The sequence below is a fragment of the Bacillus sp. CECT 9360 genome (assembly GCF_918741275.1).
Taxonomy (GTDB): domain Bacteria; phylum Bacillota; class Bacilli; order Bacillales; family DSM-1321; genus Peribacillus.
Genome location: NZ_CAKKNA010000001.1, coordinates 107,145 through 121,551 on the forward strand (window position 1 = coordinate 107,145; position 14,407 = coordinate 121,551).

Here is a 14,407-nt window from a genome sequence, read left to right on the forward strand (position 1 = left end):
AATGTCGAATCTTATAAAAAAATTAAAAAAATATTGCAAAAATATATGAAAGCGAATACAATAATAATATACTAAATTTAGTATATTGATTCTATTATAGGAAGTTGATTATGTGGGATAAATTTTATTCTAAAAATGGACTAGCGGCTAAAAATATTGCCAAGGAGTTGATAGAATTAGAGGTTGGCAAAAAAATTCCTCGGGTTTCGGATTTTTGTGAATCGCTTTCTTTCGGGCGCGGAACCGTTCAAAGTGCTCTTAATTTATTAGAAGAAATGAAAGCGATTAAGCTGGAAGCCCGAGGTCATCTAGGAACTTTTTTACTAAAAAAAGATGATGAGTTGTTGCTGGAAATTGCCGGGATTGCTCCTTTGGTTGGTTCCATGCCGCTTCCTTACTCTCGTAAATATGAGGGATTAGCAACAGGATTGGTTGAGGCTTTCGAATCAAATGGCAAAAGAGTCAATTTAACCTTCATACGCGGTGGCATCAATCGTATTGAAGCCATTCGTATGAAAAGATGCGATTTCGCAGTTGTTTCTAAAATGACTGCAGAAGAGCAATTACTGCAATTTCCCAATCTAACAATCTTGGAAGAGTTTGGACACAATAGTTATGTTTCTGCTCATAAGGTGTTTTTGGCTGATTCGAATGAAACTGAAATTAGACAGGGAATGAAAATCGGTTTAGACATGGAATCTCTGGATCAAAGCAGATTAACATTAGCAGAGGTCGAAGGCATAGATGTTGAGCTGGTTCATGTGAACTATATGCAATTGTTTGATATGTTGCATGCCAAACAGATAGATGCAACGATATGGAATGTAGATGAAAAAAAAATGATCGAAACCTTCAAAGCTGTTGAATTTGTCTCACCTAAAGCACAGCAACTGTCATTGAACACCTCTGAAGCTGTCATCATAATTGATGGGAATAGGGAAGATGAAGTGAAAGAAAAGTGGAATTATGTATCGAAAAAAACGATACTTAATATTCAAACTTCAGTTGAAAATGGAGAAAAGATTCCTCGTTATTAATAAATAGCGAGGAAATCATTAATTATTTTTAATATCAATATACTGAATACAGTAGATTGGAGTATAAAGAAAGTGAAAAAAAATGAATTGAATCAAAAATTAGATATTTTAAAAGAAAACAAGATTATTACCGATTCAGCCTACGCTATTACAAACGACACATTTGATTTATTGTCGGAGAAGTACAAAAAGGAAGATTTGTCTGATTCTGATATGTTTTGGACGCATATGTGTATGGCATTAACAAGGATTGAGCAGGGTGAATCAATTGAAGGACCAATGGAAGTCATTGTGATGGAAATCAGGCAAACTCCTTATAGGAATGAAATAGAGGAAATTATCACATTTGTAAAAAGGCGATTTCACCATGAATTTCCTAAAGAAGAGCAGGATTTCTTCTATCTTCATCTACATCAAGTGCTTGATAAAAATAAATAGGAGGTTTTAATCATGAAAAAAATCGTTGTCGGTGGACAGTTAAACAAGCAGGCAATCGAAAAGCTTATTAAAGAGTTAGGAGGTAATAATGTTGAAGTAAGTGTAAAGAGTGATTTAGAAGCCGTTATGGCTCTAAAAAATAATCAAGCTGACTATTATGTTGGAGCTTGTGAAACAGGTTCTGGCGGGGCGCTTGCGATGGCATTAGCACTCTTGGGACGCGATAAATGTGTACCACTTGCTTCTCCAAGTAAAGTGATGAGTTCAGAAGAAATCGTGGCAGAAGTTAATTCTGGGAAAATCGCTTTTGGTTTTACTTCACCTTCGTCTGCTAATGTATTAAAAGTTTTAGTTCCAGCATTACTTAATAAATAAAAAAAGAAAAATAGGGGGAGTTTTTGTGGACTTTTCTATTATTGAACTAATTGTCATAGCCGCTCTTGGTGCTATGGGTTCCATTCTTGTTAATCGTGGTGTAGCTGTATTTAATGACGGATTACGTCCAATTATGCCAGAGTTTTTAGAAGGACGAATCACTAGAAGTGAATTGGCCGCCACAAGCTTTGCGCTAAGCTTTGGATTAATAGTCGGGTTTGGTATTCCGCTGTCCATAGGTGCAACAATTATTATTGCACATAGTATTCTTCTCGCATGTGACATTATTGGAATATGGACTCCTGACAACAAGAAGGGCATAATTATTTCCGGAGTCTTGGGTGCTGTCTATAGTATAGGTGTCTGTCTTGGATTACAAATTGTCGTTGATCTATTTAATCAACTTCCTGTTAACTTCCTTGACTCTTTAAGTCTGGTAGGTGCACCAATTATTATTGCGTTTACAGTATTCCCGGCTGTCGCTGTTGGGTATCAGCATGGTTTCAAGAAGGCTGTTGCCACTGCTGGGATTACATTAATCTCTTATTTGCTGTTCGCCCGCTTTGGCACTTTTACAGTTTCTAGTTACAAAATTGCTCTAAATCCAGAAGGAATGTCCTTATTATTTGGGATGTTTATGATGGTTTACTTTGCAGCAAGAGTAAAAGGCGGTCAAGAAACAATGAACGCAGATCTTGTAAATATATTTGCAGAACGTGTGAATAGAATAAAAAGAAATCGTTGGTTGCTTGCTATTATGGGTGGTTTGGTCTCGTTAGTTTCAGCAATGATGATTCTTGCGGTTGATGCGATGCCTCAAGCGTTAATTAATGACGGAAAATACACGGAAGCTGCAATAACAACTTTGGCAAGAGCTATTGGATTTATACCTTTAGTATTTTCTACAGCAATTGTAACAGGTGTATATGGATTGGCGGGCACAACTTTGGTGTTTGCCGCAGGGATTTTTTTGAGGGATATACCGATTCTTGCTTTCTTCGTCGGGGCAGCTATTATGTATGCGGAAGTAATGTTATTGTCGGTTGTTACAAAAGGCATGGATAAATTGCCTGGTGTTCGCGAAATGGGAGAACACATCCGTACATCTTTAGCAGATGTACTCGGTATGGCGATCTTAATCGGCAGTGCGATGGCTGCGGAAAAAATCACACCAGGAATAGGTTTTTTCTGGGTAATGGGATTCTATCTAATTAATCGTATTGCGAAAAAACCACTGGTAGAACTTGCAGTTGGTCCGGTAGCGGTAATTGCGTTAGGTATTTTAGTGAATATTCTTCATTTACTTGGTCTATGGTCAAAATAATGTAAAAAAATGAATACCTCTTCCATAATGAATGGGGGAGGTATTCATTAGTTGAAATCGATTTATGAATCTATCAATTAACAAGTCTAAAATTTTACGAAAGAATGTGATTCTAGTGTTAGTGAATGGAATTACCTACATGCACGAACATACCACGATTGATTTATCAGAGGTTAAAAATACGGAGGATTGTCAGCTTGATGTTTTTAATGAAACGGTAAGAGAATACAAAAAATTATATAACAAAGGCGTTCGAAATATTGTTGATGTGACTGTTTTTGGAATGGGTAGGAATATCCCGTTTGTCCAAAAAGTAGCAGAAGAAAGCGGGATTAATATTATACATTCGACCGGCTTTTATCAAGAAGAATTCTATCCAATACAGGTATTTCGTGAAACACGTGAACAACTAGCAGAAAGAATGGTTAAAGAAATCAAGGAAGGAATTAAAGGCACTGAAGTAAAAGCAGAAATCATTGGTGAAATCGGAACAAGTTACAAGCAATGGACAGAGACAGAGAAAAAAGTCTTTGAAGCGGTTGTCATTGCCCACAAAGAAACGAATAAACCGATAACTACTCATACCTCAATCGGTACGTTAGGGCATGAACAGGTTGAATTCTTTAAAAGTCAAAATGTCGACTTAAGCCGGGTTGTTATAGGTCATGTTGATTTAACTGGTGATGCTGATTATATATTAAAAATGTTAAGAGATGGCGTGTATGTTGAATTTGATACAGTAGGAAAAGAGAATTATATGCCTGACCAAACCCGTGCAGAAATCTTGAAAAAAATCCAGGATGCAGGATATATCGATCATGTATTCCTTTCAATGGATATAACAAGAAAATCGCATTTAGAGTATAAAGGCGGACTTGGTTACAACTATTTATTAGACTCCTTTATTCCTCTACTTTATAGGCATGGTCTGACAGATGAATCCATTGAAAAAATGTTAGTGATCAATCCTTCCGTGTTTATGAATTAATGAGGTGAAAAAATGCAAACCTTCCCTTTAAAAAGTCTTTCTATGAAAGAAGCTAAACAAAGACAGTTTCAATTAATTGACGTAATTACGCATTATTTTCGCGGTGATGAAATACTTTCGCTAGGGGACATTGGTGTTGTGAGAGGATTAAATAAACCTCAATATACAAAAAAAGTAGAAGAAGTCCTTGCAGAATTCTTTGGTGTTGAAAGAGCCATGCTTGTACGCGGCGCAGGAACGGGAGCATTGCGATATGGTTTTATAAGTTTTTTGAAACCGGGGGACCAAATTCTTGTCCATGATGCACCCATTTATCCAACAAGCAAAACAACCCTTGATAGCATGGGAATAGAAGCGATATTTGTTGACTTTCACCAAGAAGAAAAGATAAAAAAAGCGATTCAACTTCATCCCCATTTAAAAGGTGCACTGGTTCAACATACACGTCAAAAAATGGATGATCATTACGATATAGGCAAAGTAATTCACTCCATTCGTTCAATAAATCCATCTATTTACATCATTACAGATGATAATTATGCAGCAATGAAAGTAGAACAAGTGGGTGTGCAGGTTGGCGCCGATTTGACAACCTTCTCGTTATTTAAACTGTTAGGCCCTGAAGGAATTGGCCTCATTATAGGTAAGGAAGATCTGATACAAAAAATCGAAAAATTGAACTACTCCGGTGGTAGCCAGGTACAAGGTTATGAAGCAATGGAAGCATTGCGTGGTCTTGTCTATGCTCCAGTGATGTTAGCCATTCAAGCTGAAGTAAACGAAGAGTTAGTAACCATGCTTAATCGAGGGACAGTAGCGGGCGTAAAGCGTGCTTTCCTGGCAAATGCCCAATCAAAGGTATTATTGGTAGAACTAACAGAGCCAATCGCTGAAGAGGTTCTTAATTATGCAAATGAATTCGGGGCAGCTCCGCATCCGGTAGGTGCTGAATCCAAATATGAATTTGTTCCTATGTTCTATCGCGTTTCAAATACTTTTCTTACTTCTGATCCTGCCTTAGCTAAAAAGATGATTCGAATCAATCCACTAAGAAGTGGTCCAGATACGATTATTAGGATATTAACCTTATCCATACAAAAGGCTCTCGCTAATAGTCAATGACTATTTAGGCTAGAAATAATAGGGAGGATAATGACAATGAAGAAGCGAGTAATAGTATTAATCTTGGACAGTTTAGGTGTTGGTTTTATGGATGATACAGTAAATTATCATCCTCAGGATGTTGGTGCCAACACCTTTTATCATATTCTAGATGCCGTACCGTCACTTCGGATTCCTACTTTTGAAAAGTTAGGGATTAACAAAATCTTGAATCATCCAAGATTGGAAGAGATAGAAAATATGGCCAGCTATGGTGTGTTAAATCTTATGCATCATGGGGCTGATAGTTTTGAAGGTCATAATGAAATAATGGGGTCAAAACCTAAAAAAGCCTATCTTGCTCCTTTTATCGATAATATGGATGAAGTAAGAAATGCCCTTGAACTAGAAGGTTATAAAGTGGAGATTCCTAATCCGGATTTACCTTATTTATTGGTAGATGGTCTGGTTATTGTCGCGGATAATATTGAAACGGATTATGGACAAATTTATAATGTAAGTGCGCCACTGGACAATATATCCTTTGAGGAAGTATTAAGAATAGGAGAATGTGTGCGCAGAAATGTGAAGGTAAACAGGGTAATTGCGCTTGGCGGTGAGAACGTAACACCTGAACACTTACAAAGTTCGGTTGAGCGGCGTGAAGATGGATTGGTCGGGGTTAATTCGCCAAAGTCGAACGTATATAAAAAGGGCTATCAAGTCCGGCACCTGGGGTATGGCATTTTACCTGATCATCAATTGCCAACATTGGCTATTAAAGATGGATTAGAGGTTTCTCTCATAGGTAAAATGCAGGATGTGATTCATTGTCAAGGGGCAAGTAAGTTCCCAGGTGTTGATACAGATCAGGTGATGAAAGATATATCAAATCAAATGGATGTTGTTCAAAATGGATTAATTGCTGCAACTGTACAAGAAACAGATTTAGCTGGACACGCTCAAGATCCAGAGCGCTATGCTAACCGAATTTCGTTAGTAGATCAGTATTTAACAACAATCTTAAATAAGATGACAGACCAGGACTTATTAATGATAAGTGCGGATCATGGAAACGATCCTACAATCGGTCATAGTCAACATACAAGAGAAAAAACCTTTATTTTAGTATATAACAAACTGTCTACGCCAATTAATCTTGGAGAAAGAGAGACACTATCTGATATAGCTGCCACAGCGGCTGATTATTTAAGGCTGGATTCTACTGAAAATGGAACCAGTGTTTACCAGAATCGATAAAGAAACAAAGGAAAATGATTGGAGAGATTTCAATGTTCTTAGAAGTGACTCAACAGCGCAATCCAAGATTGATAGATGTTTCCTTAGAATTACATCAACAAGGAGCGATTTCTCCGAATACGTATGTACTTGATTTGGATACTGTAAAGTCAAATGCTTCTCTTATAGCAGGAGAAGCCAAAAAACTGGATATTGAATTATTATATATGACCAAACAATTTGGTCGAAATCCGTTAGTGGCGCAGGCTATTGTAGAGGCGGGTATCGCAAAAGCAGTAGCTGTGGATCCATGGGAAGCGCTCACTCTCAGCAAAAACGGACTTAAAATTGGGCATGTGGGACATCTTGTGCAAATACCCAAAAGAATGATCCCGGAAATCTTAAGTATCCAGCCCGATTATATTACCGTTTTTAGTTATGAAAATGCTAAGAATGTGAGTGAAGCAGCAAAACAAATGGGAAGAATACAAAAAATTTTCTTGCGAATTGCGGAAGATGGTGACTTCATATATAACGGTCAAGAAGGTGGTTTTACTCTTGATCAGCTTCAGGAAGAAGTGAAAAAACTTGAAGAGTTGGATGGAATAGTTATAGCAGGGTTAACTAGTTTTCCTTGCATATTAATTCAGAACGATACTCCTACTATTACTCCAAATGCCAAGTCGATGCAAAGAGCAAAAGAATTCCTTGAGCAAAGAGGCCATCAGAATTTGCAGATGAATATGCCAAGTGCAACCTCAGTGGCAACGATGGAATTATTAAAAGAAAACGGAGCAACACAGGCAGAGCCAGGACACGCACTAACTGGTACGACTCCCTTACACGCAACTCAACAGTTAGCAGAAAGACCAGCTATGACATACGTTTCAGAAGTCTCACATCTGTATCAAGATCGAGCTTATGTTTTTGGAGGCGGTTTTTATCCACGTTCCCATATGGAAAAGGCTCTTGTTGGTACAAAAATAAATAATTTGAAAAAAGTGCCTATCATTAAAAATGACCCTACCAATATCGATTACTACGGAACATTAAATACAGTTGATGTCAAAATCGGTGACACAGCCATATTTGCCTTTCGGACTCAAATATTTGTCACCCATGCCCAAATAGCAATCGTAAAAAACCTGTCAACTACTCCAGAACTTCTAGGAATTTACGATGCAACTGGTAATTTAGTAAATAAATAGGACAAGATAAATCATTTTATTAAATGGACGGATTAATCAAAAACATGCAAGACATGTTATCGGATAGCGGAATTTTTTCTCCCTTTTTTCTACTCGTCCGTATTTCAAATAGTATAAGTGTAGGCCAAAATTAGGATGTGAATATTATGTATCGAATTGTTTTTCTTGATATCGATGGAACGATTTTAAACTCTAATGAACAACTTGAAGAAAGACTTGTTGAAGCGATCATTCAGGTACAACAAAGAGGTGTACTAGTTGCCTTGGCTTCTGGAAGATCTCTGGTTGCCTCAGAAATATATGGAGAAAAATTTGGTTGTTCTATATACGTTACCTACAATGGCAGCTTAGTCTTTTCGAATAATGAGGTAATTTATGATGTCAAAATCCCATCAGAGTTAGCTTTTCAGTTATGCAGCAAAACGAAAGAATACAATGGGACTTATTTTCACTTTTTAAACAAAACTTCTCGTTCGAATCATCCCCGGCCTGGTATAGAGCATTTGCTACCTCAAGCCACACAATCAAATTTAACTGACACAAAGAGCGACGCTCATCGCTTAGCCCTTTATATTGATGATGATAAAGACCGTGCATCTCTTAGTGCTAAAATAACGGATGAATATGTTTTTGAAGAAGGCAATCGATTGGAAGTATATCCGGTTGGATCTAAATGGGCTGGGATTATACCTATCTTAAAGCAGTTAGAAATATCTACAGAAGAAGTAATCGCAATTGGTAATGGTATAAATGATATAGAAATGCTAGAAGCAGCCGGATTAGGGATAGCGATGGGAAATGCACCTGATTACGTTAAAAAGAGAGCAAATTTTATTACTGAAGATAATGATCATCATGGTGTTGTATTGGCATTAGAGAAAATATTTAATTTATAAGCCGTTTATTATAAAAGAAAGTAGTGTACTAAAAGTATACAGCCTCTAATTTAGGAGTGTTAAGATGAAACTTGTAAAAGTTAGAAATTCAGAAGAAATGAGCATTTTTGCAGCAAGCCGAATCATTGAAAAAGTACGGTCTTCCTCTTCATGTTCACTTGGTCTTGCTACTGGAGGTACACCAGTCGGTACTTATGAATATTTAATTGATGACTTTAAGAAAAAACAAACTACCTACAAGCATGTTTATACGTATAATCTGGATGAGTATGTAGGATTAGAATCCGGCGATCCAAACAGCTATCATTATTTCATGTATAATCATTTATTTAATTATATTGATATACCAACCGGAAATGTAAACATACCTAACGGAATGGCATGCAATCTGAAAGAAGAAGCTATAAGTTATGAAGAAAAAATAGAACAAATCCGTGGTGTGGACTTACAACTGTTAGGAATCGGTGAAAACGGACATATTGGTTTCAATGAACCAGGAACAGCGTTTAATAGGCCAACACACGTGTTAGCTCTCACAGAATCCACCCGGCAAGTGAATGCACGTTATTTTTCTAACTACGAAGAAGTACCAACTCATGCAATCACAATGGGGATTTCAACCATTTTAAAAAGTAAAGAAATATTGCTTCTCGCGTCCGGAGAGAGTAAGGCAGAAGCAGTATATCGAATGTTTTCAGAACCTATAAGTAGTGACTATCCAGCTACTGCCCTAAGAACTCATTCAAATGTAGTTGTAGTTGCAGATGAGAAGGCCGTCTCCAAATTAGAAGAATTTAATACCAATTATTCATAAACATAATGTTGATGAAAGTTATTTACTAGATTCTTGTATTTTTTCTTGTAGCCCCCAAAAATAACGACATATTGCCATAATGTCAGTAATAATTGCAAGTTTATTTATTCCAAAGGAGTCAATGAACAATAACAAACAACTATAAATTACCACGATCCAATCAAAAGGACTTTCAATTATGAAGGTCTTTATTTTTTATACAATCCTTTTTAAAAAATAAGGGCTTTCTTTAATAGATGACCCTCAATGACATATTTGAACAAATTCCTACATGACTATTATGGTACAGTCAACTTGAGTGATAGGCATTGATACAAGAAGATGAAATGGAGAAGAGAACCATGGATCGAAAAGCTTTTATCATATTGTCATTTATCATGTTTTTAACGATGACGGGTTATGGAATTGTCCTCCCCAGCTTGCCATATGTAGCCGAACGGTTAGGTCTGTCTTCTTTTCAAATGGGTAGCTTGATCACCGGCTGGGCCCTTGCGCAATTTATATCAACACCAGTATGGGGCAGATTAATCGATCGCTTTGGCCGAAAACCGATCCTGTTTATCGGTCTATTTGGCTTCGGAATTGCCTTCATTCTGATTATCTTTGCGCAAACCTACGGACAATTGTTAGTCGCGCGAATCATTGGCGCCACCCTGTCTGCAGGATCGCTTCCAGCTGCCCTCACCATTGTTGCAGATTCTTCGGATGACGAAAACCGGGGAAACGCAATGGCAAAGATAGGGGCTGTCAACGGCCTGGGTTTTCTATGCGGTCCTGCTTTAGGCGGCGTTTTTGCTCCTTTGGGTGTGAATGCACCATTTATTGCTGCAGGCTCATTGGCGTTTCTCGCTTTACCATTTGTATGGCTATCGATAAAAGAACCGCCCAAGCAGGTGTTAAAGATGGCTGAGCCTTCTTTCATAAGATCGCTTGTACTCGTTACAAAATCCGGTTACCGTGAGCTCTACATACTAACCCTCGGAATATCACTTGCTGCATCCAGTTTATTCGGAATGCTTGGCTACTTCATGATTGACGGTTTTTCAGCAACCCCCGGGGAAGTCAGCATGGCCTTCAGCATATTTGCCGGCGGCTCCGCGTTCGTCCAATTCTTTCTATTAAAATACCTTTATCAAATAAGAACGGAAAACTGGATTGCCAAATTTGGCTTTGTCATCTGTGCGATTGGTTATCTATTAATTGCTGCTTCCATTAATGTCTGGATGGCGGTTCTCGGATGCGGTTTAGTCGGGGTGGGGTCCGCCTGCACTCGCCCGACAATCATTTCGCTGCTTTCCAAACAAGAAAGGATGGGAAGAGGGATCACGATGGGACTGGACCAGGCCATCGACAGCTTCGGAAGAATCCTGGGACCATTAATCGGTGGAGTGTTTTTTGCGCTTCACAGCACTGTCCCTTTCCTCGGGTCTTCCCTGATTTGCGGACTATTATTTTTGGTGGTGTTGATAAATGGCCGGGATTCATTTGGGGTTTGGAGGATGGAGAAAGAAATAAAGGAAAGTAAATCTCAATAAAATAGCCTTTTTAAAAAAATAGCGTGGAATCTGATGAGCATCCTTTAACAGGTTTGGTCATATGTTGTGCTACTATGGTAGGGAATAATGAAGGAAAAGAAAGAGGTGCCGTTATGAAAATCGAGGTATGGTCGGATTTTGTCTGTCCGTTTTGTTATATTGGGAAACGCCGGTTAGAAGAAGCCCTTGGCCAATTCGCTCATAAAGACCAAGTGGAAGTTGAATATAAAAGCTTTGAGCTTGACCCGGATGCGCAGAAGGACACGGATAAGAGTATCCACGAACTACTCGCATCCAAGTATGGGATGAGTGTTGAACAGGCCAAACAATCAAACGAAGGGGTCGGGCAGCAGGCAGCCGCTATGGGACTGACTTACAACTTTGATACGATGAAGTCAACCAATACCTTTGATGCCCATCGCCTTGCAAAGTTTGCTAAGTCGCATGGAAAAGAAGCAGAAATCACGGAAAAATTGCTTTACGCTTATTTTACTGAATCAAAGCATATCGGGGATCATGAAACACTGGCAGAAATCGCGGAAACAGTCGGATTGGACCGTCAAGAAGCATTGAACGTTCTAACTGATGAGGCAGCTTATGAGGCTGATGTGCGTAATGACCAAGCTGTCGCCAGACAATATGGCATCAGTGGGGTCCCGTATTTTGTCATTAACCAAAAATACGCCATCTCAGGTGCTCAGCCGACAGAATCATTCGTGGGCGCGCTCGAGCAAATATGGCAGGAAGAATCTGCTGCACCCAAATTGCAGGATCTTTCCGCAGACGGAGCAGACGACGCAAGCTGTGCGGATGGCAGCTGTGCGGTGCCGAATAAGCAGTAGTAAATGATTGCAATATGAACTTATTTATAAAAGTCTTCTGGTTCGTTGAATTCACATACGAACTAGGAGGCTTTTTCAAAGGGATTCAATCTATAGATAGTTATACCAACGAGGAAAGTAGCAAAAGCAGCTTATCCTTTATAAAATTCCAGAATAATTACAAAAAAGTAAAGAGGAAATGCACACAGCATGATCCTCTTTTTCATTCTGTACCAACGATCCCGTAAGTACTTACTTCATAATCATTATTAGTTTCAACAGTGACAAAAATCTCTTCCTCTTTATTGCCTTTATAATAACCATAAACAATCAGGGAATCTACTCCGCCAACAGAGGGTAAAACTTCTGTACTTTTAGGAATGAATTCCTTTCCTTCTTCAAGCAAGAGAAATTCTGAAGCGACCTTTTTAGATAACGCAGTGGTTTCATCTTCTTTCATTTCATCTCCTCCTTGGCATCCAGACAGGATAAGACATACAGCTGTTATAAAAATCAAACAAAATCGTTGCATCTGTATCGCCTCTTTTTGGAATATTTTATATAATTACAGTATAACGTGAGCGGGGAGGTGTATCAATCATGGAAAACAGGATTGGGGACAAAGAATTTTTGAAATTAAGTCAGCATGCGTATGCTAAAAAGCCTTTAGAGGAGATAAATATTGTCTTAAAGAATGGAACTCAAAAGTGGACATTGGAAAAAATCAAAGGAGTAAAAACACACGATAAACAGACAGGGTTCGATGCGGTGGTATATAAGAAAGGCAATAATGTAGTCATAGCATTCCGCGGCACCCAAGGGGATGATCTGCTCGGAGAAGGATTTGCAGATCTTAAAACGGATATTAAATATATTGCCAATCAAAATGCGGATGTAAAACAGGTAGTTCCAAAAAAATTGAGGTATTATTTTAGTGATTCTGAAATCACGAAAGGAGGATATATAAAAAACCAGTTTACACAAGCGGACGCTCTCGTGAAAAAGGTGAAGGAAAAATACCCGAATGCGCATATTGCCAGCACAGGGCACTCCCTGGGCGGGGGTCAAGCATCCTATGCAGGTGCCATCCATTCGGTAGAAGCAGTCACATTCAGCTCCCCTACCGTTTTACACCTACTTCCGGAAAAGCTGCAGAAGAAAGTCAATAAAGGACATTATGATCAAACCATCGTAAATTTTATACACCCAAGAGATTCGATAGGGGCCGGCGGTATTGCTCCCTATAAACGTCATATTGGTTCCAGTTACTATATTGGGTTAGATTATGAACTTGAAAACAGTGAATGGTTAGACAAACCACTTAAACGGTTATATTTTTCGTTAGCAAAAGATAACTACCATAACATGAAACATTTTGAATTTGATAAATTCGGAAACATAAATAATCCCAATCTAACAAATGCCTTAACAGGGGATGCACTATGGAAATCGCCCAGGCACTTCTCAACTGGAGGGACCTCAGTTGATGTCACACCTTTGGATCTTTTGGATGTCGCAGCAGATTTCAAACAACTTGAATCACGAGTCGATAGCGCATTTGATGAAGCCAAGAGCTATATTAACAGATTGAATGATATTCAGAAAAACGGTCATCTTCAGGATGAAGTATTACGCTCGATAAAAGATTTTCAATCTTGGTTTACGGAAACCACTCACGAGTTGTATAAGAACTTAGAAACAGCTTCAGATTCTTATGTAAGGGCGGATGAGTTGCCATGAATAAATTAGATAAGCTACTGGTCGAATCAGAAGATCTAGAGTTCATGGATAAAAAATTCACAATCCTTATTGATCAGTTGGAAGCGGATTGTGCGTTGATAAAGCAGACCATGGAAAAAGCAGCATCATGGAAGTCTGGACAAGGGAAAGAATCGTTCCTGGATGCTATGGAAAAATACTTCCATACATATTCTCTTAAACTTTCAAAAATGAGAGACCTCAGCAATGATATTAATCGCGCTAGGAAAAATATTAAAGCGGATATACACGATGAATTGATTCTGCCGAAGTGGTAATAATATGTTTACGGAGAACATTTAGAAGCCAAGAGCAAGGATTATTTTCCGTCTTTAATTATAAAGTATGGATGGTAGTTGCGCTCATCTAATATTACAGTTGAAATTGGAAGCGTTTTCATTTATTATAATAATTAACTAATTACATTTTAATTGGTGCATGAATTATTTATTAGATTCAATGATTAAAAGGATAATAGCTTGGGTATTAATTATAAAAAGGGAGGGGAAACCATGAGAGAAAATAAATTAACTGATTTCGCGCAGGAAGATCGCTTTGAATTACATTCATACCTTACATACTTGTTTGAACAACTTGTAGCTAGTGTTCCTAAACAGGAGCAAACGGAGATCAATGAGTGAGGGAAAATAGAATTCCGAAACCAAATTTTAATAAGCAATTAATCTAAACGGTCTTGTTTATTCTGGAGAGAATAGCAAGATCGTTTATTTATGTATATATTTATTGATTAGTCTAGCATGAGATACAAAAACTAAAATGCTTGTTGTGAATCAAATTATTAAGAGTTTTGCGAATCCATAAAGAATCCACCAGCAAATCCCCTGATTGAAGCCTCTATAAAAGGGTATTTAG

General features: G+C 38.1%; 16 protein-coding genes. 15 read left to right on the top strand and 1 reads right to left on the bottom strand.

Annotated features, from left to right (window positions below; genetic code table 11):
* The first annotated feature begins 110 nt into the window (after positions 1–110).
* From yhfZ to LQ216_RS00545, 12 genes are all read left to right on the top strand, one after another.
* Positions 111–1,037, top strand: a complete 927-nt coding sequence (yhfZ, locus tag LQ216_RS00490) for a GntR family transcriptional regulator YhfZ (protein WP_230126171.1) — start codon at positions 111–113, stop codon at positions 1,035–1,037.
* A gap of 72 nt (positions 1,038–1,109) precedes the next feature.
* The gene (locus LQ216_RS00495) at positions 1,110–1,475 is read left to right on the top strand and encodes a PRD domain-containing protein (protein ID WP_230126172.1); all 366 of its coding nucleotides are present in this window, start codon (positions 1,110–1,112) and stop codon (positions 1,473–1,475) included.
* 12 nt (positions 1,476–1,487) lie between these two features.
* A complete protein-coding gene (locus LQ216_RS00500; protein WP_230126173.1) occupies positions 1,488–1,850 on the top strand; it encodes a DUF2620 family protein in 363 nt (120 codons plus the stop codon).
* Between the two features lie 25 nt (positions 1,851–1,875).
* Positions 1,876–3,174 carry a YhfT family protein gene (locus LQ216_RS00505; RefSeq protein ID WP_230126174.1) on the top strand — a complete coding sequence of 433 codons (1,299 nt, stop codon included), beginning with the start codon at positions 1,876–1,878 and terminating at the stop codon, positions 3,172–3,174.
* Positions 3,175–3,313: 139 nt separating this feature from the next.
* Entirely contained in the window at positions 3,314–4,162 is an 849-nt protein-coding gene (locus tag LQ216_RS00510) for a TatD family hydrolase (protein WP_230126175.1), read from the top strand.
* Between the two features lie 12 nt (positions 4,163–4,174).
* Positions 4,175–5,284 carry an aminotransferase class V-fold PLP-dependent enzyme gene (locus LQ216_RS00515; RefSeq protein WP_230126176.1) on the top strand — a complete coding sequence of 370 codons (1,110 nt, stop codon included), beginning with the start codon at positions 4,175–4,177 and terminating at the stop codon, positions 5,282–5,284.
* A 36-nt stretch (positions 5,285–5,320) separates the two neighbouring features.
* Positions 5,321–6,523 carry a phosphopentomutase gene (locus LQ216_RS00520; protein WP_230126177.1) on the top strand — a complete coding sequence of 401 codons (1,203 nt, stop codon included), beginning with the start codon at positions 5,321–5,323 and terminating at the stop codon, positions 6,521–6,523.
* A gap of 32 nt (positions 6,524–6,555) precedes the next feature.
* Positions 6,556–7,710 (top strand): YhfX family PLP-dependent enzyme, encoded by a 1,155-nt coding sequence (locus LQ216_RS00525; RefSeq protein WP_230126178.1) that lies wholly within the window; start codon positions 6,556–6,558, stop codon positions 7,708–7,710.
* Positions 7,711–7,856: 146 nt separating this feature from the next.
* Positions 7,857–8,606, top strand: a complete 750-nt coding sequence (locus LQ216_RS00530; RefSeq protein WP_230126179.1) for a Cof-type HAD-IIB family hydrolase — start codon at positions 7,857–7,859, stop codon at positions 8,604–8,606.
* 64 nt (positions 8,607–8,670) lie between these two features.
* Positions 8,671–9,420 carry a glucosamine-6-phosphate deaminase gene (nagB, locus tag LQ216_RS00535; protein ID WP_230126180.1) on the top strand — a complete coding sequence of 250 codons (750 nt, stop codon included), beginning with the start codon at positions 8,671–8,673 and terminating at the stop codon, positions 9,418–9,420.
* 326 nt (positions 9,421–9,746) lie between these two features.
* The gene (locus tag LQ216_RS00540; protein ID WP_290369209.1) at positions 9,747–10,955 is read left to right on the top strand and encodes an MFS transporter; all 1,209 of its coding nucleotides are present in this window, start codon (positions 9,747–9,749) and stop codon (positions 10,953–10,955) included.
* A 113-nt stretch (positions 10,956–11,068) separates the two neighbouring features.
* A complete protein-coding gene (locus tag LQ216_RS00545) occupies positions 11,069–11,797 on the top strand; it encodes a DsbA family oxidoreductase (RefSeq protein WP_230126182.1) in 729 nt (242 codons plus the stop codon).
* A 202-nt stretch (positions 11,798–11,999) separates the two neighbouring features.
* On the opposite strand, the gene LQ216_RS00550 is transcribed toward LQ216_RS00545, so the two are convergent.
* Entirely contained in the window at positions 12,000–12,236 is a 237-nt protein-coding gene (locus LQ216_RS00550) for a hypothetical protein (RefSeq protein ID WP_230126183.1), read from the bottom strand.
* A 140-nt stretch (positions 12,237–12,376) separates the two neighbouring features.
* Here LQ216_RS00550 and LQ216_RS00555 point away from each other — a divergent pair, with 140 nt between their 5' ends.
* From LQ216_RS00555 to LQ216_RS20290, 3 genes are all read left to right on the top strand, one after another.
* Positions 12,377–13,516: a hypothetical protein gene (locus tag LQ216_RS00555; protein WP_230126184.1), complete on the top strand. Its 1,140-nt coding sequence runs from the start codon at positions 12,377–12,379 to the stop codon at positions 13,514–13,516.
* Positions 13,513–13,812: a hypothetical protein gene (locus tag LQ216_RS00560; protein WP_230126185.1), complete on the top strand. Its 300-nt coding sequence runs from the start codon at positions 13,513–13,515 to the stop codon at positions 13,810–13,812. The genes LQ216_RS00555 and LQ216_RS00560 overlap by 4 nt, the downstream gene beginning before the upstream one ends.
* A gap of 234 nt (positions 13,813–14,046) precedes the next feature.
* Complete coding sequence (locus tag LQ216_RS20290) at positions 14,047–14,175, top strand: hypothetical protein (RefSeq protein ID WP_290369202.1); 129 nt, start codon at positions 14,047–14,049, stop codon at positions 14,173–14,175.
* Positions 14,176–14,407: the final 232 nt, after the last annotated feature.

Coding starts and splice junctions, on each gene's coding strand:
- LQ216_RS20290 (WP_290369202.1), top strand. CDS start 14,047: ATGAGAGAAAATAAATTAACTGATTTCGCGCAGGAAGATCGCTTTGAA.
- LQ216_RS00555 (WP_230126184.1), top strand. CDS start 12,377: ATGGAAAACAGGATTGGGGACAAAGAATTTTTGAAATTAAGTCAGCAT.
- LQ216_RS00510 (WP_230126175.1), top strand. CDS start 3,314: ATGCACGAACATACCACGATTGATTTATCAGAGGTTAAAAATACGGAG.
- LQ216_RS00550 (WP_230126183.1), bottom strand. CDS start 12,236: ATGAAAGAAGATGAAACCACTGCGTTATCTAAAAAGGTCGCTTCAGAA.
- LQ216_RS00500 (WP_230126173.1), top strand. CDS start 1,488: ATGAAAAAAATCGTTGTCGGTGGACAGTTAAACAAGCAGGCAATCGAA.
- LQ216_RS00520 (WP_230126177.1), top strand. CDS start 5,321: ATGAAGAAGCGAGTAATAGTATTAATCTTGGACAGTTTAGGTGTTGGT.
- LQ216_RS00530 (WP_230126179.1), top strand. CDS start 7,857: ATGTATCGAATTGTTTTTCTTGATATCGATGGAACGATTTTAAACTCT.
- LQ216_RS00515 (WP_230126176.1), top strand. CDS start 4,175: ATGCAAACCTTCCCTTTAAAAAGTCTTTCTATGAAAGAAGCTAAACAA.
- LQ216_RS00525 (WP_230126178.1), top strand. CDS start 6,556: ATGTTCTTAGAAGTGACTCAACAGCGCAATCCAAGATTGATAGATGTT.
- LQ216_RS00540 (WP_290369209.1), top strand. CDS start 9,747: ATGGAGAAGAGAACCATGGATCGAAAAGCTTTTATCATATTGTCATTT.
- LQ216_RS00560 (WP_230126185.1), top strand. CDS start 13,513: ATGAATAAATTAGATAAGCTACTGGTCGAATCAGAAGATCTAGAGTTC.
- LQ216_RS00545 (WP_230126182.1), top strand. CDS start 11,069: ATGAAAATCGAGGTATGGTCGGATTTTGTCTGTCCGTTTTGTTATATT.
- yhfZ (WP_230126171.1), top strand. CDS start 111: ATGTGGGATAAATTTTATTCTAAAAATGGACTAGCGGCTAAAAATATT.
- nagB (WP_230126180.1), top strand. CDS start 8,671: ATGAAACTTGTAAAAGTTAGAAATTCAGAAGAAATGAGCATTTTTGCA.